The sequence below is a fragment of the Ruegeria sp. E1 genome (assembly GCF_056534225.1).
This window is the reverse complement of sequence record NZ_JBQFPE010000018.1, coordinates 1-17,135: the sequence shown is the minus strand read 5'-3', so window position 1 is coordinate 17,135 and position 17,135 is coordinate 1. Positions and strand designations below refer to the sequence as shown.

Sequence of the window (17,135 nt, the reverse complement as noted above, 5' to 3'; positions counted from 1 at the left end):
GATAGAGACAATGTGATTTTGTTTCCGCAACAGGCCGACTATTCTCGTGGCTCGGGCACATGCCATTAGGGAGCTACAATGCGTGTCAGCGTAGGGATCGCAGTGACCATGCTCGTCGCATTGTCGATCGGGGTATCGACATTCATCGTGCATTCATTGTGGTGGACGACTGCCCGGGAAAACAGCCGGATGCTTGCGGCTGAGATCAACAGCCAAATCGCCAATACCGTTCGGATCGAAGTAGGGCTGACGCTGCGGTCCGCCGAAGCGGCCTGGGCCGCCGTGCGCACGATTTTCGTTCAGAACGTCATCGAGACGCGGCAGGCGGACAAGCGGGAATTTGTGTTTCTATCCCAGCTGCAGGCGCAGCCCAATATCTCATGGATAATGTTCGGATGGCCCGACGGGAACTTTTTTGCAGCCCATCGACTGGGGGACGGCGGGCTTGAGATGATTGAGATCGACAAGAATATCCGCGACCGGATGCTGCGCACTGATCGCTATATCTTTATCCCCGGGGATATTCAGTTCGAAGAGCGAAACTTTGTCGAGACAACCTACGATCCGCGCGATCACGCTTGGTTTGGAAATTCAATTGGCCGCAACACGCCGGACTGGATCGAAGCCCGGGACCTGCCGGGCAGCGATAAAACCGTATATGCATTTGCCGGGCCGGTCGATGTCAGCCGCCGCAGGCAAGGCGTATTGGCCGTGGTCATCGAAACCGAACGGCTGTCGCGTTTTCTTGGAACATTGCGCCCCGGTGAGTTTGGCGCGGCGTTTATCCTTGATGCCGATGGTAAGGTGATCGCCGCCCCCGATCCAAATGCGGATGAGGTGACACCGGCACGGATGGGCGAAGGCGACCTTTATGAGGTCGCCAAAATGTCTGGTGAGCAGCTCTTGTCGCGGACCGACGCCCGTGCGGCGATGAATTCGACAACCCGGGTTGTCAATGATGGTGTGCCATATGCCGTCGCGCTGACGCCCCTGGGATTTTATGGTTGGCGGGTTGCGACAGTCATTCCGGAATCCGCCTTTTTGTCGGGGATCGACAAAGCGTTGTTGAGGTTGATCTACATACTGCTCGGGGTGGTGATCGCGGCAATCGGACTGGCGATTTGGCTGGTAAGACGGGTCGTCTCGACGCCGTTGGCCGAGATCGTCGATGATTTGAACAAGGTTGAACGCTTTGACATCGAACAGATCTCAAGCCGCCCGTCCAGATTGTCAGAACTTGCCAACCTGTCTGCGGCAACGGCGAACATGGCTGCTGGTCTGTCCGCATTCCGCAAATATGTGCCCACCGATCTTGTCCGGGTCCTTGTATCCGAGGGCATTAATACGCGCCCTGGTGGTGACATTAAGCAGATTTCGGTTTTGTTTTGCGACGTTGCTGGTTTCACCGGGTTGTCCGAACGGCTGGGTCCGCAGATCGTGGAACTTATGGAGCCGTTTTTTGACGCAGCGTCTACCGCGATCACGCGTCACGACGGCACCATCGACAAGTTCATGGGCGACGCGGTGATGGCCTTTTGGGGTGCCCCTCGCCAGGATGCAAACCATGCAGAAAACGCATGTTGCGCAGCGCTGGATCTTGTTGCGGCGGTCAAACGGGCCGGGATCAAGGACGATATGGGCGCGCCTTTGCGTGTTCGGATTGGTTTGAACAGCGGTGAGGCGTTGGTTGGTAATATCGGCTCAGAGCAACGGCTGAACTATACCGCGATAGGCGACGTCGTGAACGTGGCAAGCCGTCTGGAAGGCGCGAACAAATCCTATGATACTGCGATTTTGATCGGACCGGAAACGCGCCGCGCTGCAGGCGACACGATTGTCGTGCGCGAGTTGGATACGCTTGCTGTGTTTGGTCGCGCAGGAGGGCTTGAGATCTTTGAGCTGATTGCCATGACCGACGACATCGACGGTCGCCCCAAGTGGATCGACCTGTATGAACAAGGTCTTGCCCTCTATCGTAACAGGCAGTTCAGCGAAGCGTCTTTGACCTTTGCGGCGGCCGATGTGGAAAAGGGCGGCGATCCGGCCTCGCAACTCATGAAAGACCGGGCAATTGCTTATCAAAAAACTCCACCACCGGATGATTGGATGGGCGTTGCGGTTGCGGATACCAAATAGCCGGTTTGCTGAAGCCTGCCATCAAACTTTAGAAAACCATCAGCTTCCGGCGTCAACTTCGGGTTTCACGGTCGGTGGTAAGGCAAGTTTCTGTTCGTTCATGTTTGAGCGGACAACATCGCGAAGGGCATCACTGCGATCCAGCAGTTTGCGGAACGCTTTTTCGCGAAGCTCCAGCAAAATGGACGGCGCAATTGCGCGCGCCTGAGCCGGGCGAACTTCGGGGTTCAGCAAGGTTACATGGCCGAACATATCGCCACGGCCCAGTCGTGACCTGCGTCCGGCGCGGGTCAATTCAATCGCTCCGGATGCGATGAATATGACGCTTTTTCCTGTTGCGGAAACGGTATGAACTTTGTCGCCTGCATTCACATATGCGGTCTTGAGGCTGCGCTGCAGCCTTCTGTGATCACGCCGACCAAGCGCTTTGAAGAAAGGCAGACGACGGATCAACTCAGCCCGCTGCACTGCGACGTCCAGCCCCGGTCGGCTATCCAGTGCGGCGCGCCGCTCGAGCAGATCCTGAAGCAATGCGGTTAGAACTTCGGTGCCGATCAAGCCGTCTTCGTGCAGGGTTCGATACTCTCTTTCTTCGAAACGCAAAGCGGCACGCCGGATGAACAGGCGTTCGAGTTTTTCCGCATAGCCGGGATATTGCAGACGTAACCCTTCCAGTGACGCATCCAACGCGCTTGCCCGCCGCGCGACTGTTGCGTGCAACAACTGGGCAACCCTGCGACCGTGAATTCGGCGAATCCGACCGTCGACAAAGGCTTCGAGGTCTTCCAAAATGACACGTTGCGACAGCATATATTCGAACCGATCTGCCGTCAGCCTGCCCAGTGGTCGTGACACGCGAAGACGGTTGTGAAGCGCAAGCGCCATACGGAACCCCAGCCCATAAGAAAGCATCTTACGTGCCGCGTTTCGGTATCCCGAGCGGCCTCTGGCGCGTACCGCTTCGATCAAAGTATCCGCATTGGCGATAAGACGTTCCGCTACGCGGATGGAAACAAGGCGTTCGCGCATCTGGCCTAGGGCCAGTTCCCGTTCCGCTGCCGCCAGAGAGACAAGGCCCAGTTTAACCCGGTCCTTATCCAGCATGTTAGTGGTTTCCTCGGCGGCTCGCACCGCCTCATCCAGCCTGCTGCCAAACTGTTTGGCTTCGGATCGGACCGTTTCGTGGTTGAGCCGGTAGTTCTGTGTGACCTCGGCAACCTCTTCACGCACGGTCTGCAGCGCAACTGCAACGGCCTGCTGTGACAGGGCATTGTCGAAAGGAGACAGCTTGTCCAATCCAAGCTTGCTGATCACCCAGCGAAGTGTCGTACCCTGTACGATCAGGGTGAACAAAGTGAATCCCGTGGCCAGAATGCCGACCAGACGCTTGATCTCGTGCGGGATCATCGGGTTTTCCGTCACCGCCAGAGCCAGAGCCAATGTCAGTGCCCCGCGTAGGCCACCCCAGAGTATCGCCAGACGAAAGTTGCGATCGATAGAAGGAGACAATCGCAGCCCCGTCAGCGCTGGCATCAGCAAAAACAGGATCAGGGCACGTGCGACAATGGCGGCGAGTATGACCACCAGGATCAGGCCAAAGTCGCTGAGTCTAATTTCCTGCAACAGCCGAGGGATGAACAGAGCGGCAAGCACAAAGATCATCGCCCCGGCCCAATGCGCCAGCAAGTCCCAGGATTCGCGCAGCTTTTCCCAGGCCTGTGGGGACAGACGCCCGGGGGCCGTCAGGTGCAGTGAAAGACCCGCCGAGACCACCGCGATGACCCCGGACGCGCTCAGAAACTGTTCGGACACAATAAAGGCCAGATAGGGCAGGGCGACCGATATCGACAATTGGGCAAGGATGAATTCCGGGAACAAGCTCATGACCCCGACGGCAATACGGCTTGCAGCCCATCCGCAGGCCGCGCCTCCCAGAATCAACAGGGGAAAACTGGAAAGCGCCTCGCCCATGGATGGGTTCGGAATGCCGATCATGACGAAGCCCAGGAAAAGTCCGAACAGAGCGATTGCGGCGGCGTCGTTCAGTAGGCTTTCACCTTCAATGATCCGCGTCAGACGCTGCGGGGCGGCAATCGAGCGGAAGATGCTGACAACCGCCGAAGGATCGGTGGTGGACACAATCGCGCCGATTAGCAGGCAAGCCGTCAATGGCAAGCCGCTTGTTCCGTGCAACGCATAGCCCACAATCCCGGTTGCAACGACAACCGCAATCACCGCCAGAACGACGATCGGCACGGCGTCACCGATCATCTGTCTAAGGTCCATTCCAATCGTAGCCTGAAACAACAGGGTCGGCAGGAAAACGTAAATAAATATATCCGAACGGATCGGCAGCGCGAGGATCATCTCGGCCACCGGGTTCAGCGCATCGGTCAGATCGGTACGCAGAAAGAAACTGGCAGCCAGCCCGATAAGGATGCCGAACATGGCGATGATTGCGGTATAGGGCAGGCGCAGCTTGGCGGCCAAAGGCTCGGCCATGCCGATCAGAAAAAACAATACGGCAATAAAAGTGATAATGACCCAAATTTCCATGTCGTCTTGGTAGCCCTATTTTGACCTCAGCCGCAAACATTTGATCTATGTTCGGCACTGTGAAGGCCGGGTGATGTCATGGTGAATGTTTGACCATCCGGGGGAAATTCTGGATAGCTTCGAATATGACACAGCACCCGATCCTCTGGTCCTTTCGCCGTTGCCCTTACGCCATGCGCGCCCGCCTGGCTGTGCTGAGCGCCGGAATAAAGGTCGAGCTGCGCGAAATTCTGCTGCGGGACAAGCCGCCTGCATTCCTGCAAACCTCGGCCTCGGCGACCGTTCCGGCGCTGCGTCTCAAGGATCAGGTACTGGATGAAAGTCTGGACATCATGGTCTGGGCTCTTGAACAAAACGATCCGCAACGACTTTTGGACATGCCGAAAGAGGGATGGGATCTGATTGCCGTCAATGACGGTCCCTTCAAGCTGGCCCTGGATCACACCAAATATGCCTCGCGCTATCCTGAAATCGACAATCTGGCCGAGCGCGAGAAAGCAGCCCGGTATCTGGTCGAACTTGACCAGCGACTTGCCGGTCAGGGTTGGCTTTTTGATGATCGGCCAACGCTGGCGGATCTGGCATTGTTGCCATTTGTTCGTCAGTTCGCCCATATCGATCGCGCGTGGTTTGACAGGCAGGACTGGCCCAATCTGATCACCTGGCTGGATCGCTTTTTGGAAAGCAAACCGTTTACATCGATCATGAAGAAATATGCCCCATGGTCAGCGGGCGACGCGCCGGTCTGGTTTGGCGCGCAAGCGTCTTACTGATGGCTACTGGTGCGGCGCGCGCTATCTGGCGCCAAAACCCAGCAACAGCACCTGAATATCCGCTACATTGGTCCCGGTCGCGCCTGTCATCAGCAGGTCGCCTGACAGTTCCAATGCCCTGTAGCTGTCATTATTTGCCAACAGGGCGTCAGGGTCGTGACCCGCATTGCGGATACGGTCAATCGTCCCTGCGTCCACAATCGCGCCTGCTGCGGGTGTCGGTCCGTCGCGGCCATCCGTGCCGCCGCTGAGAAATACCCAGTTTCCGGGTATGTCGTTTTTCTGCGCAAGCTGAGCGACGCGCAACGCCAGTTCCTGATTGCGCCCGCCGCGGCCCGTGCCCTGCAGCCTGACCGTCGTCTCGCCGCCGAAAAGCAGGGCGGTTGCCTGGTCGGTTCGTACAGAACGGGCCGCTTGTAAAATCTGCTCTGCAGCGTCGGATACGTCGCCGATTAGAGCGTTGGACACGATTTGTGCCTCGCAAATATCGGCTGCGCGGCGATGTGCAGCCTTCAGGCTGATACCGTTCGACCCGATCAGATGGTTGGTCGCCTCGGTCACAATGGGCTGTTCAGGAAGGCTCTGCTCAAAATGTGCGCGGACAGAGAACGGCAGTTGATCCCAGATCCCGGCCTCGATGCAGAGCCTGTGGGCGTCTGCGCGGCTTCCGATGGGTGCGGCGGTTGGCCCGCTGGCAACCGCGCGCAGATCATCGCCGATGACGTCCGACAGGATATAGGCAGTGATCGGGGCAGGTGCGCCATGGCGCAAAAATCCCCCGCCCTTAAGCTGGCTCAGGTTCTGGCGGACAAGGTTCATTCGCACGATGTCCAGCCCGGATGACAGCAAAACCTCGTTAACCGCAATTTTGTCGGTCAGTGTCAGCCCGTCGACGGGGGCGGGAACCAAGGCCGAGCCTCCGCCGGAAATCAGGGCGATGATCTGATCATGCTTTTGCGCCGCACTAAGCAACGCGATCACCTGTTGACCCGCCATCAGCCCGCGTTCGTCCGGGACGGGATGGGCGCTGGTAAGGACTTTCGAACCGGGCACATCCGTTTCATTCCCGGAATGTGTCACGGCCAGAGCGACATGATCGCCCTGAACGTGTTGCAAGGCCTCTGCCATCATGGCGGGCGCGGCTTTCCCGATTGCGATCAGGATGCTGCGCCCGCCGGGTTTTGGCGAAGGCAAAGGGGTTGACTGCAACCGCTTGCGCAGAGAAACAGCTGGATCCGCCGCTGCAACGGCTTCGGCAAATATGGCGGCGGCGCTATCGCGTAGCGCAATGTGCGATTGTACAGTCATGATGCGGTCAAGCTGCCGCGATTTGACGTGCCTTTTCAACCATTACTTCTGCTTGACGAATCGAGGCATAGTCGATCAAGCGCCCATCCAGCGAAACCGCACCTTTTCCGGCGGCTTCGGCTTCGGCCATAGCTTCCAGAATGCGTTGCGCTTTGGTGACTTCAGCGTCGGCGGGCGACATGACCTCGTTCGCAAGCGCAATCTGACTCGGATGGATGGCCCATTTGCCCTCGCAGCCCAGCACTGCGGCGCGTTTGGCGGCGGCCTTATAGCCCTCGGGATCCTGGAAATCCCCAAACGGGCCGTCAATCGGGCGCAGGCCATTGGCGCGGGCAGCAACGACCATACGGGCCAGCGCATAGTGCCACATATCGCCCCAGTGGGTCGCGCGGGCCGCGTCGCCATCCGGGTCGGTCAGAACCGAGTAGTCCGGGTTCACGCCACCGATGATCGTGGTGCGCGCGCGAGTCGAGGCCGCATAGTCGGCAACGCCGAAATGCAGGCTTTCATTGCGTTTTGAGGCGGCCGCGATCTCGCTGACATTCTGCATACCCAGGGCGGTCTCGATGATGTGTTCAAATCCGATACGCTTCTTGTAGCCCATCGCGTCTTCGATCTGGGTCACCATCATGTCGACGGCATAGACATCCGCAGCCGTGCCGACCTTGGGGATCATGATCAGGTCCAGCCGTTCGCCTGCCTGTTCGACCACATCAACCACGTCGCGATACATGTAATGCGTGTCCAGCCCGTTGATGCGCACCGACATGGTCTTGGTACCCCAGTCGATATCGTTCAGGGCCTGAATGATGTTCTTGCGGGCCTGCTCTTTTTCGTCCGGCGCTACCGCGTCTTCGAGGTCGAGGAAGATCACGTCCACATCCGATTTGGCGGCTTTCTCGAACATGCCGGGCTGGCTGCCCGGTACGGCGAGTTCACTGCGGTTCAGGCGCGCTGGGGCCTGTTCAATGGCATAAAAGCTCATGAGTTTGGTCCTTTGAAGAAGGTGCGTCAGATCACGCGGTCACGGGGTGGGCGGCCTGCGAAAAAGTCGCCCAGATTGTCCAGCACGCGAAAGCCCATGGCCTCGCGCGATTCCTTTGTGGCGCTGCCCAGATGCGGCAGCATCACCAGATTGTCGCATTGCAGCAGGTCGGGGCTGATGCGCGGTTCACCATCAAAAACATCCAGTGCGGCCCCACCGATCGTGTCGAACATCAGCGACTGTACCAAAGCGTGTTCATCCACCACCTCACCGCGTGCGGTGTTGATCAGGAACGCGTCGGGTTTCATCAGGTCCAGCCTGCGCCCGTTGATCAGATGCCGGTTCGCGGCCCCGCCGGGGCAGTGCAGAGAGACGAAATCACATTGCGGCAGCAGATCGTCCACCGTCTCCACCTGGGTTGCGTTGAACTGCTTCAGTACGTCGGGCGAAACGGCGCTGCGGTTTTGGACTAAGATTTTCATGCCGAACCCGTGATGGGCACGGCGGGCCATTTCCTGACCGATGCGTCCAAAGCCGATGATACCCAACGTCTTGCCGCTGACCTTTGTGCCCACCAGATGGGTCGGGCGCCAGCCGGTCCAGCCGCCCGCGCGCAGCTCGCGCTCACCTTCGCCCGCCCGTCGGGCGGCTATCAGCAACAGCGTCATGGCAAGATCGGCGGTACATTCGGACAGAACATCCGGTGTATTGGTGACGGTCATGCCCAGATCTCGGGCAGACGGCTCACAGATATGGCTGTAGCCAACGCCGTAGTTGGCAAGGATTTTGGTTTGCGCGGCCGGCACGTCCAGGGCCTCGGCGCTGAGCGTATCGGTCACAGTGGGCAGGACCGCGTCGTATTTTTTCAACGCCTCGCGGATCTCGCCCGGGGACATCGGAATGTCCCCGGTATTCAGCACGCTGTTATAGTTCTCGGCCAGTTGCGCCTCGACGGCGGCAGGCCAGCGACGGGTGACTAGGACCGAAGGTTTGACCATCACGCAGCCTTTCCCATGACGCGGGCGATGGTTTCGCCAATCACCGCCGGGTTTTCGGCCACGGTCACGCCCGCTGCCGACAGGATTTCGACCTTCTCGCTGGCGCTTTCGCCAAAGGCCGAGATGATGGCTCCGGCATGACCCATGGTCCGACCCTTGGGCGCGGTCAGGCCCGCGACATAGGCCACGACGGGCTTGGTGATGTGATCGCGGATATATTCCGCAGCTTCGGCTTCCTGAGGGCCGCCGATCTCGCCGATCATGGCGATGACCTCGGTGTCTTCGTCCTGTTCGAACCGCTCAAGGATATCGCGGAAGGACGAGCCGTTGATCGGGTCGCCGCCGATGCCGACGCTGGTCGAAACACCGATGCCACGTTCTTTCAACTGTGCTGCAGCCTCATACCCCAGCGTGCCCGAGCGCCCAATGATGCCCACATTGCCCGGCAGGTAGATGTGACCTGGCATGATCCCTAACAGCGCCTTGCCGGGGCTGATGGTTCCTGCGCAGTTTGGGCCGGTCAGCACCATGCGCTTGTCCTTGGGATAGCGGTACATGTAGCGTTTCACGCGGATCATGTCCTGCGCCGGGATGCCGTCGGTGATGCAGACGCAATAGCGGATTCCGGCATCAGCAGCTTCCATGATCGAATCTGCCGCAAACGGGGGCGGCACAAAAACAAGGCTGGCATCGGCCCCGGTGGCCTCGACCGCCTGTTTCACGGTGTCAAAGACCGGTACGCCTTCGACGGTTTCACCACCCTTGCCGGGGACAACACCGCCTACGACATTGGTGCCGTACTGCACCATATCCTTGGTGTGCAGGCGCGCCATACGTCCGGTGATGCCCTGAACAATAACGCGGCTATCGCGGTCCAGAAGAATGCTCATTACACGGCCCTCATCTTGGTGTTTTGGTTCAGGTCATTGCGCCATGCGCCCACGGCGCGTTCGGCGGCTTCCATCAGGGTTGTGGCGCGGATGATCGGCAGGCCGGATTTGGCCAGGATTTTCTGACCTTCCTCGACATTTGTGCCTGCCAGTCGCACGATCACCGGGATATCCAGTTCCAACTCGCGCAGCGCCTGTACGACGCCCTCGGCGACCCAGTCACAGCGGTTGATGCCCGCGAAGATGTTGACCAGAACCGCCTGAACATTGTCGTCCGACAGAACCAGACGAAACGCCTTGGCCACCCGCTCGGGCGATGCGCCACCGCCAATATCCAGAAAGTTCGCAGGCTCCCCCCCGGCCAGCTTGATCGTGTCCATCGTGGCCATGGCCAGACCGGCCCCGTTCACGATACAGCCGATATTGCCGTCCAGACCGACATAGGACAGACCGCGATCCGCCGCCCGGCTTTCGCGCGGGTCTTCCTGGCTTTTGTCGCGCAGTTCCGAGATTTGCGGATGACGGAACAAAGCGTTGTCGTCAAAGCTCATCTTCGCATCCAGCGCCAGCACCCGGTCGTCGCCGGTGATGACCAGCGGATTGATCTCGACCATGGTGGCGTCCAACTCGCTGAACGCGGCATAGCAGCCCTGCAAGGTGCGGACCATATGCTGGGTCAGCTTCGGCTCAAGCCCCAGCTTGAATGCGATCTCGCGCGCCTGAAACTCTTGCAGGCCAACAGCGGGCTCGACAGTCGAGCGCACGATGCTGTCAGGGCGTTCTGCGGAAATCTCTTCGATCTCCATCCCGCCTTCCGACGAGGCCACGATCATCACCCGCTGGCTCGAGCGGTCCAGCACGAAACCCAGATAGATCTCACGATCAATCGGCACGGCGGATTCGACATAAACGCGGTAGATGCCCTTGCCCTCGGGCCCGGTCTGATGCGTCACCAACTTGCGGCCGAACATCTCATCACACGCTTCGTGAATCTCGTTTTCCGAGTTGCACAGCTTGACACCGCCCGCCTTGCCGCGCCCACCGGCATGAACCTGAGCCTTGACGATCCATTTGTCGCCGCCCAGTTCGCGTGCGCGATAGGCTGCCTGCTCGGGGCTGTAAGCCAAGGCCCCCGAAGGGACCTCGACGCCGAACTTCGAAAGAAGCTCTTTCGCCTGATATTCGTGGATATCCATCTGCATTCCCTCCCGTTTATGCAGCGATAGATGTGCCGTAGCGGCTTTCCAGCAGCGCTTCGATGGCTTCGAAATCGACCGCACCGCCCATTTCGCGGATCGCCTCGGCGAATAGTTTCACGATGCGGCTAATGGACTGGTGGTTTAGCTGGTTCAGGATGCCGATGCGAACCTGAACCGGCGCGCTGAGCGTCGGCCAGATGCCAAAGCCACGGGCGCGGCAGTTCTGCACCAGCTCCATCTCGCGGCCTGCCAATTCTGCGGGCAGGTTCAGGACCACAAGGCTGGGCATGTCCGAGGTCACTTCGCAGCCCATGGCGGTGACAGCGTCGCGCAGCACGGCCTCGTGTGTTTTGTAAGAATGCGCGCGCTTGGCCAGCCCTTCCTGCAGGGTCAGGCGCAGCGATTCATGGAAGGCCGCGACAGCATAGCCCGAATGGGTGCGGTGATAGGTGCCTTTCTCCACGTCCTGACCATCGACGATGCCCCAGTGGCGGGCCTCAAAGATCGGGTTGTGGACGTAGGTGTAGGCACCAGTGGTTTTCAGCGCGTCGATATAGGCGTCGGTGAAGCTGACTGGTGCATAGGTCAGGGGCAGGCAGCACAGACCCTTTTGCGGACACGAGGCCCAACCGGCGACGCCCGGATAGTCATCAATGCGGAAATCCGAGACACCCAGCGACGATACTGCGTCGATCAGACCCATCGCCCCGTTGCGCTCGCACGCATCCGAAAACCCTTGAATGTCGTTCACCCGGCCCGAGCCGGTTTCCCAATGCGCCATGAAGGCCCATTTGGGTTTGTGCTGGGCCAGAACCTCATCAACCATCTCGCCGGTGACGGGCTGACCATGGGGAACTTCGATCACGGTCACACTGGCGGCTTGCGGGTCCAGAGGGTTTGCTGCGTGTTCAGCGGGCGTCGCCGCCTTGATCCGCAGGGTCAACGCGTCGATGCCCGAGAAGGTGCCGTTGGTAAACGCCACCACCTTGTCACCAGGCATCACGGCCGAGAACATGGTGTCCAGACCGCTCCAACCGGTACCGGCGACCGCGAAAGTATAGGTGTTGGTTGTGCCCCAGATCTGACGCAGCATGTGCTTGCATTCGATCATGCCGCGTAGAACGTCGCCTTGCATGTGATCGGCAACGCCAGCGCTGGCAAAAGCCTGCAGAACGCGTGCATCAGTGTTGCCCGGTCCGGGGCCTGCGGCCAGTGTCTCGGGGATTTCGAGCGTGGGGTAAATCTGAAAAGTCATGTGTTCCTCCTAAGCGTCCGGGGCCTGACGCCCCGTCGGTCGCGTTGACGCAGAGGAAAACCGAAACTTGCGCCATCGCGCAACGTAACTTACTACTGCTTTGGGATATCTATATGGATGGGGAATTACCTACCCATATGGGTAAATATACAGATGTATACCGTAATTCCACCTACCCGATTGGGTGGGTTGCGGTAAAAATAGGCAGGAAAACAATGTCCGACAAATCTCAGCGCCCCATTGATGTCATGCTGGCGAACAACAATCCGTTGGTGCTGTCGGCCATGTCTGAGATTTTTGAACGCGACCCGCGATTCTCTTTGGTGGCGACCTCGGCCACTGCCGAGGGGTTTCTGGGCGCGGTGATGCGGGTGCCGGTAGCGGTCGGGATTGTGTCGTGGGAGCTGCCTGCTTTGGGCGCGGCCAAGCTGATCGAGGTTTTGCGCGAACAGGCCAACGCGCCGCGCTTTGTGGTTTACGGGGATGAGGCCGGAGATGTGCCGCGACAGGCCATGCAGGCCGGGGCTGCCGGGTTCGCGCCGCGCTCGGGCGAGGTCGAAGGTCTTCTGGAAACCTGCGTCGATGTGGCGAAAGGCAAGATGGTCTTTCCATTCATCGACGTGCGCAAAATGCAGCAGAACCCGTTGCAAACACTCTCGGGCAAGGAACTTGCGATCCTTGAGGCGTTGGCCAAAGGTCTGTCTAATCGTGAGTTGTCGAAAGAACTCCAAATCTCGGCCAATACCGTGAAGTTCCACCTGTCGAACATCTATGAAAAACTCTCGGTCAGGAACCGGGCGCAGGCAATTGCATATTTTTATTCGTCTAAAGCTCAGGGTTATTCAGATACATGACCGGAATTCCCAAACAGCACTGACTTGTTCGCAATGCGTATTCGGCGCCAGATACCAGTTTATTAAACGAGAATCTGGTCGGAGTGAGAGGATTCGAACCTCCGACCCCTGCCTCCCGAAGACAAGGGTTTACCTTAATAATATGGGGTTTTTTTGACCAACATGCACAGAACAGTCCGTAAACATATGTAGAACCTACGCAATTCAGTGCAATCTTGCACTGATTGCACGCTCTTGACTTGCACGAATTGAACGCAGTTTCAACGTACAATTTTTGCAGGAAGAGCACTGACCATCAAATCCGCTCATCCCTGATGTACTTTGCAATCACTGGATAGAATTCCTCTTGAATAAATTTGCGGCCGTCTTCCTTTAAGGAGTAAGTGAAGATCGTCTCTCCCGGCTCTTCAATACCAATCAAGCTGCGACCGACATTTAGTGCCAATACTAGAACAGCACCTAAAAGTAAGCTTGGGAAAAATGCCGCCGCCATAACCAACAGAATGACGAAAAACACTTCGATTGTTAGCGCGACGTCCTCCACATCATTCATCGTGAGAAAGAGAAACGCAGATGTAAGAAGAAAGGAAACAGGAAGAATGAATTTTTCCACGGGGTCCAGAGAATGGAAAGATTCTGCGCAATCTAGAATTCCGAGCCCTTGGAGATCTTTCAAGGGAGCAAAAATACTGTCATCGGATTTTACTGAAAAACTGCGCCCTTCAAGAAGTGTGGATATGAATTCCGGTGAGGTATGTGAAAGCAGTTCGAGAATTCGACGCTTGGTTTCGCCATCTTGTTGGCTCATTGCCAAGTTCAAGATCGCCCCCGTATGCTTGGCCCAGTCTATATTTCCGTAAGGTAATTTGAGGTCCGGATCGATTAAGAGAAAACTACCAACGCGAATTTTCCCGTCGTCCTCTGAGGCGCCTAATTGAACTGAGCCGTTAGGCCGCTCGGTAGAGTCACGAGATGAAACTTCCGCTTTTTCGCCAGACTGGGAAAGGTGAAAGTGCATTGTTCCCGATTGGAACCGGCCAGAAAAATCCGCTGCAGTAGAGGCCGTACCTGCAGGTTCTGCTACTTTCCCGGTGGCGAGGTAATGTTCTTGAATGTGATGTCATCTGTGGCGCCTATGAGTCGAGATTTTACTCCCTCAACAGTGTCGAAGACTATAGAGCCACCCGAGCGAATTGTCTTCACGTCGACGGCGTAGCTATCTTGATCGCTTTCTGGCAGGCTCAATATGGCTTCACGCAGTTCTTCAACCAGTTTCAGTAGTTCAATATCAGATGAAATTTCTGATGATTGTAGCTCGGAAAGGATGGCCGACTTAAACTCTGGTTTAGCCTCCGCCTCTTCAAGGAGAGGAAGGGATTTGATCCCGTGCACCTTTGCTAATCGGTCCTTCAAGGCACTGAATGCCATCTTACCAGCACTCTTCCCGAATTCGCTGACCGCGCCCGCTGACGCAAGACCTGCACCGGTGGCCAAAAGTGAGTAAAGTAATTGCGCTAATTCCACGAGTCACTCCTTCAAAACCTATCACGAGAACTCAATACGATCTGGCAAGTTACTATTTGTCCTGCCGCAATGTTGAATTCGAGGCGATCCCCGTGCAACGAAATCGCTCGCCTACGTTCGATTTGAGCTTAGACGAGGTCACTGGTCAAGACTTGCAAGTGACTGGGTAGTCTGACCACTCCGCAGTACAGTGATTTGTCAGTGACCCGTTTTGGCCGATTGCTAGGCGATTGGCCCGCGTTAGCGGGCCTTTTCTGTACCCCCAAAATCGTGACCCGTTTTTTCACCGATTTTTGACAAAACGGCAAAAATCGAGTACAAATTTACTACAAAGGCAGAAATGCCGGAAGAAAATAATCTATATTTGTGAGTAGGTTAACAAGTGCTGACTGTATGTCAATCCGACATGGTCAATGCACTCGGGCGGTCTCAAAACACTATCACTACCCGAGTGCGTGGACTCGAATATTCCCACGGACAAAATGGTGCGCGTCGGTATCGTCTGGTGGACGTTTTGCCGACAATCAAACCGAAGGAACGGCAGCACGTTCCAGCGCTCTTTGAGTTGGCTCAGGACGACGGCGCACAGCTTTGGACGGGCGATAATGCCGTACCACGTGCACGCCGTCTCGAAGGCTGGTTGAAGGGTGAACAGGTTGAACGTCTGTTTGCGGCGCGCGTGGCGTTCACCAATGCGCTGGCATCGTCTGTGCAGTCTTCAGTGCTCTTTGAGCACCTTGAGGGCTTGCGCCTGAAATTGATCCTGACGGACCCGGTATTGAGATGGACCGTGCTGGGCGATGCCGAAGCGTTGCCAGCGTTCGAACAATGGGCTGTTCCATACGCAATCACCAATGCCCGCTACGAAAATATGAACTTTGAAGAGAAGGATGCCGCATAAAGATGGATAACGGTGAACAGTTCAGGGCCATTGTGGCCGCAGACGACAAATTGAAAGCCAGATGGGACGTTGTGTCAGACAAGATCATGGGAGACGCCGCCAAACTGCTGGGCGTTGAACTGTCCCGCGAAGACGTCGTTGCAATACCTTCGGCGCGATTGGCAGTTCTCACAGATGGGGGGCTTTCCGCCAACTATTTGGATGAGATCAAGCAGCTTAAGGCTGTGCAGGAACAAGTCCGTAAGAACGAACTTCGCGCCAGTCTTGAAGCCGGTGAAGAAGATGCGCTTGCCGAGTTGAGCCGACTCTCCCCCTCGGAAAAGATGACCCGCGCACGCGAACTGGGAATGACTGGTGCAGCACCAGCGGCAGAACCTACCAGTGTGGCGGACGAGGCTACATTGCTGCGCAGGCTGCTTACGTTGTCACCCAGTGAGCGCATTGCAAAGGGGCGCGAGTGGGGGCTGATTAAATGACCGACCTCAATAAACTCTGTATCGAAATCGATCAATTCGGCGGCAACCCGTGGACACAGTTCACGGCAGTCGATCATGGGTGGGAAGCGATCATGCTTCGCGGCGTAGCAATATCTGATCGCCAATTTGTAGAAGTTCTGAGCCGGTTTCCAGAAGCCCCAATCGACCAAGGGGTTGTCGCTGAATTGACTAAACGGGGCATCTGGCAGGACGATCAGGAGCCGACGCCGAAAGAAACGACTATCGCAGAAACGCCGCGACCGGAAGTCACGCCCGAACAGCCAACCTGCACTATGTCCGAAGCAGAGCGGCGAACACGACGCCTGCATGCTGCTGCGGACCGCGAACAGGCACGCGCGTTGAAAACGAGGCGTGGTCGATGATTCCTGCTGAACATTCCCTTTTCGCCGGTGGACCGATTCCTCCAAAACTCACAGCCGAACAGGAAGAGCGAAAACTTCTTCGCGACGAAAAATGGCGGCAGGCTGAGGCGATAAGGTTGAACATGTCAAAGAAGGATAAGCTTGATGAAGAACGTAGGTTGCAAGCAGAAATCGAAACGATCCTTGCCGCCCGACAGCGCACTGCGTAGGGCCAGCGCTCGCTTCTATAGGCGGTTGAGTCTTTGGAATGCACATAGGCTTGCCCATGACTCCTACGGAGAATTCCGTGAAAACGTTGGCACTATCGAACGGGCCATTAGCGCCCAGCTAGAAGCCGAATTCCCCGAGGTGCGGTAGCTGCTCCTACTGCCGCACTACGCCGCCCCCGGCATTATCGGGATGCCGGGGGCACCTAATGCAACCCACGCAAATGAGAAACTGAAAATGAACTATGTCGAACGTACAAAGCTTCGGCGCGAATGTGCGCGCCTGATCCGGGCGAACACCCTTGCACAAGACGCCGACAAAGGACGTGGCGCGTACAAAGTACCGACAAGCGTTGCCACCCGGATTGAAGCCATCATTGGTGACGATATGTCCGAGATCATGCAGGACTCTGGCTACTATCGACCTCCGGGTAAACGTCAGTGGTGCACTGGCGGACGGACGGAGCATGGAGGTGAACCGGTTTCCAACTGGACGCCAAACAATCGCTTTTGGACCCTGCTGAGCGCCATCGTTTCGACCCATCGGGCAAACTGATTCGAGTCGAAATCGATGATCTTGGCCGTTGGCGCGAGCATCCACTGTCCGTCGTCAGGGATTTTGGGACAGATGTCGGCCTGAGCTAAGAGAGGATCTGGCGCATCTGGTTGGATTGATTATGCGGCGGATTTG

At 57.3% G+C, this 17,135-nt stretch carries 17 protein-coding genes; 8 read left to right on the top strand and 9 right to left on the bottom strand.

Features of this window, described 5'->3' with window-relative positions:
• Positions 1-78: 78 nt before the first annotated feature.
• Positions 79-2,136 carry an adenylate/guanylate cyclase domain-containing protein gene (locus ACR0FG_RS18880; RefSeq protein ID WP_480894726.1) on the top strand — a complete coding sequence of 686 codons (2,058 nt, stop codon included), beginning with the start codon at positions 79-81 and terminating at the stop codon, positions 2,134-2,136.
• Between the two features lie 39 nt (positions 2,137-2,175).
• Here the strand turns inward: ACR0FG_RS18880 and ACR0FG_RS18875 are convergent, their stop codons facing one another.
• A complete protein-coding gene (locus tag ACR0FG_RS18875; protein ID WP_480894724.1) occupies positions 2,176-4,692 on the bottom strand; it encodes a cation:proton antiporter in 2,517 nt (838 codons plus the stop codon).
• A 125-nt stretch (positions 4,693-4,817) separates the two neighbouring features.
• Between ACR0FG_RS18875 and ACR0FG_RS18870 the strand changes: the two genes are divergently transcribed.
• A complete protein-coding gene (locus ACR0FG_RS18870) occupies positions 4,818-5,465 on the top strand; it encodes a glutathione S-transferase (RefSeq protein WP_480894722.1) in 648 nt (215 codons plus the stop codon).
• Between the two features lie 21 nt (positions 5,466-5,486).
• Here the strand turns inward: ACR0FG_RS18870 and ACR0FG_RS18865 are convergent, their stop codons facing one another.
• Genes ACR0FG_RS18865 through ACR0FG_RS18840 form a run of 6 tightly spaced genes read right to left on the bottom strand, consistent with a single transcriptional unit; the run spans position 5,487 to position 12,100 of the window.
• Positions 5,487-6,773: a glycerate kinase type-2 family protein gene (locus tag ACR0FG_RS18865; protein WP_480894720.1), complete on the bottom strand. Its 1,287-nt coding sequence runs from the start codon at positions 6,771-6,773 to the stop codon at positions 5,487-5,489.
• 7 nt (positions 6,774-6,780) lie between these two features.
• Entirely contained in the window at positions 6,781-7,758 is a 978-nt protein-coding gene (locus tag ACR0FG_RS18860) for an HpcH/HpaI aldolase/citrate lyase family protein (protein ID WP_480894718.1), read from the bottom strand.
• 26 nt (positions 7,759-7,784) lie between these two features.
• Entirely contained in the window at positions 7,785-8,756 is a 972-nt protein-coding gene (locus ACR0FG_RS18855; RefSeq protein WP_480894786.1) for a 2-hydroxyacid dehydrogenase, read from the bottom strand.
• Entirely contained in the window at positions 8,756-9,646 is an 891-nt protein-coding gene (gene sucD / locus ACR0FG_RS18850) for a succinate--CoA ligase subunit alpha (RefSeq protein ID WP_170773545.1), read from the bottom strand. The genes ACR0FG_RS18855 and sucD overlap by 1 nt, the downstream gene beginning before the upstream one ends.
• Positions 9,646-10,842: a malate--CoA ligase subunit beta gene (locus ACR0FG_RS18845; RefSeq protein WP_480894716.1), complete on the bottom strand. Its 1,197-nt coding sequence runs from the start codon at positions 10,840-10,842 to the stop codon at positions 9,646-9,648. Before ACR0FG_RS18845 ends, sucD begins: the two co-directional genes overlap by 1 nt.
• Before the next feature lie 16 nt (positions 10,843-10,858).
• On the bottom strand, positions 10,859-12,100 hold the full coding sequence (locus ACR0FG_RS18840; RefSeq protein WP_480894714.1) for a pyridoxal-phosphate-dependent aminotransferase family protein: 1,242 nt from the start codon (positions 12,098-12,100) through the stop codon (positions 10,859-10,861).
• 215 nt (positions 12,101-12,315) lie between these two features.
• Between ACR0FG_RS18840 and ACR0FG_RS18835 the strand changes: the two genes are divergently transcribed.
• Positions 12,316-12,954, top strand: coding sequence for a LuxR C-terminal-related transcriptional regulator (locus tag ACR0FG_RS18835; protein ID WP_480894712.1), 639 nt, complete (start codon positions 12,316-12,318; stop codon positions 12,952-12,954).
• A 295-nt stretch (positions 12,955-13,249) separates the two neighbouring features.
• Here the strand turns inward: ACR0FG_RS18835 and ACR0FG_RS18830 are convergent, their stop codons facing one another.
• Both ACR0FG_RS18830 and ACR0FG_RS18825 read right to left on the bottom strand, forming a co-directional pair.
• The gene (locus ACR0FG_RS18830) at positions 13,250-13,972 is read right to left on the bottom strand and encodes a hypothetical protein (RefSeq protein ID WP_480894711.1); all 723 of its coding nucleotides are present in this window, start codon (positions 13,970-13,972) and stop codon (positions 13,250-13,252) included.
• Between the two features lie 62 nt (positions 13,973-14,034).
• The gene (locus tag ACR0FG_RS18825; RefSeq protein WP_480894709.1) at positions 14,035-14,478 is read right to left on the bottom strand and encodes a hypothetical protein; all 444 of its coding nucleotides are present in this window, start codon (positions 14,476-14,478) and stop codon (positions 14,035-14,037) included.
• A gap of 406 nt (positions 14,479-14,884) precedes the next feature.
• Between ACR0FG_RS18825 and ACR0FG_RS18820 the strand changes: the two genes are divergently transcribed.
• The 5 genes from ACR0FG_RS18820 (at position 14,885) to ACR0FG_RS18800 (ending at position 17,000) form a co-directional block, all read left to right on the top strand.
• The gene (locus tag ACR0FG_RS18820) at positions 14,885-15,379 is read left to right on the top strand and encodes a hypothetical protein (RefSeq protein WP_480894707.1); all 495 of its coding nucleotides are present in this window, start codon (positions 14,885-14,887) and stop codon (positions 15,377-15,379) included.
• A gap of 2 nt (positions 15,380-15,381) precedes the next feature.
• Positions 15,382-15,855, top strand: a complete 474-nt coding sequence (locus ACR0FG_RS18815) for a hypothetical protein (protein ID WP_480894705.1) — start codon at positions 15,382-15,384, stop codon at positions 15,853-15,855.
• On the top strand, positions 15,852-16,238 hold the full coding sequence (locus ACR0FG_RS18810; RefSeq protein WP_480894703.1) for a hypothetical protein: 387 nt from the start codon (positions 15,852-15,854) through the stop codon (positions 16,236-16,238). Before ACR0FG_RS18815 ends, ACR0FG_RS18810 begins: the two co-directional genes overlap by 4 nt.
• Positions 16,235-16,447: a hypothetical protein gene (locus ACR0FG_RS18805; protein WP_480894701.1), complete on the top strand. Its 213-nt coding sequence runs from the start codon at positions 16,235-16,237 to the stop codon at positions 16,445-16,447. Before ACR0FG_RS18810 ends, ACR0FG_RS18805 begins: the two co-directional genes overlap by 4 nt.
• Positions 16,448-16,682: 235 nt before the next feature.
• Positions 16,683-17,000: a hypothetical protein gene (locus ACR0FG_RS18800; RefSeq protein WP_480894700.1), complete on the top strand. Its 318-nt coding sequence runs from the start codon at positions 16,683-16,685 to the stop codon at positions 16,998-17,000.
• The last annotated feature ends 135 nt before the right edge of the window (positions 17,001-17,135 follow it).

Coding starts and splice junctions, on each gene's coding strand:
- ACR0FG_RS18820 (WP_480894707.1), top strand. CDS start 14,885: ATGGTCAATGCACTCGGGCGGTCTCAAAACACTATCACTACCCGAGTG.
- ACR0FG_RS18840 (WP_480894714.1), bottom strand. CDS start 12,100: ATGACTTTTCAGATTTACCCCACGCTCGAAATCCCCGAGACACTGGCC.
- ACR0FG_RS18800 (WP_480894700.1), top strand. CDS start 16,683: ATGAACTATGTCGAACGTACAAAGCTTCGGCGCGAATGTGCGCGCCTG.
- sucD (WP_170773545.1), bottom strand. CDS start 9,646: ATGAGCATTCTTCTGGACCGCGATAGCCGCGTTATTGTTCAGGGCATC.
- ACR0FG_RS18880 (WP_480894726.1), top strand. CDS start 79: ATGCGTGTCAGCGTAGGGATCGCAGTGACCATGCTCGTCGCATTGTCG.
- ACR0FG_RS18845 (WP_480894716.1), bottom strand. CDS start 10,842: ATGGATATCCACGAATATCAGGCGAAAGAGCTTCTTTCGAAGTTCGGC.
- ACR0FG_RS18875 (WP_480894724.1), bottom strand. CDS start 4,692: ATGGAAATTTGGGTCATTATCACTTTTATTGCCGTATTGTTTTTTCTG.
- ACR0FG_RS18860 (WP_480894718.1), bottom strand. CDS start 7,758: ATGAGCTTTTATGCCATTGAACAGGCCCCAGCGCGCCTGAACCGCAGT.
- ACR0FG_RS18855 (WP_480894786.1), bottom strand. CDS start 8,756: ATGGTCAAACCTTCGGTCCTAGTCACCCGTCGCTGGCCTGCCGCCGTC.
- ACR0FG_RS18865 (WP_480894720.1), bottom strand. CDS start 6,773: ATGACTGTACAATCGCACATTGCGCTACGCGATAGCGCCGCCGCCATA.
- ACR0FG_RS18815 (WP_480894705.1), top strand. CDS start 15,382: ATGGATAACGGTGAACAGTTCAGGGCCATTGTGGCCGCAGACGACAAA.
- ACR0FG_RS18830 (WP_480894711.1), bottom strand. CDS start 13,972: ATGCACTTTCACCTTTCCCAGTCTGGCGAAAAAGCGGAAGTTTCATCT.
- ACR0FG_RS18810 (WP_480894703.1), top strand. CDS start 15,852: ATGACCGACCTCAATAAACTCTGTATCGAAATCGATCAATTCGGCGGC.
- ACR0FG_RS18805 (WP_480894701.1), top strand. CDS start 16,235: ATGATTCCTGCTGAACATTCCCTTTTCGCCGGTGGACCGATTCCTCCA.
- ACR0FG_RS18870 (WP_480894722.1), top strand. CDS start 4,818: ATGACACAGCACCCGATCCTCTGGTCCTTTCGCCGTTGCCCTTACGCC.
- ACR0FG_RS18835 (WP_480894712.1), top strand. CDS start 12,316: ATGTCCGACAAATCTCAGCGCCCCATTGATGTCATGCTGGCGAACAAC.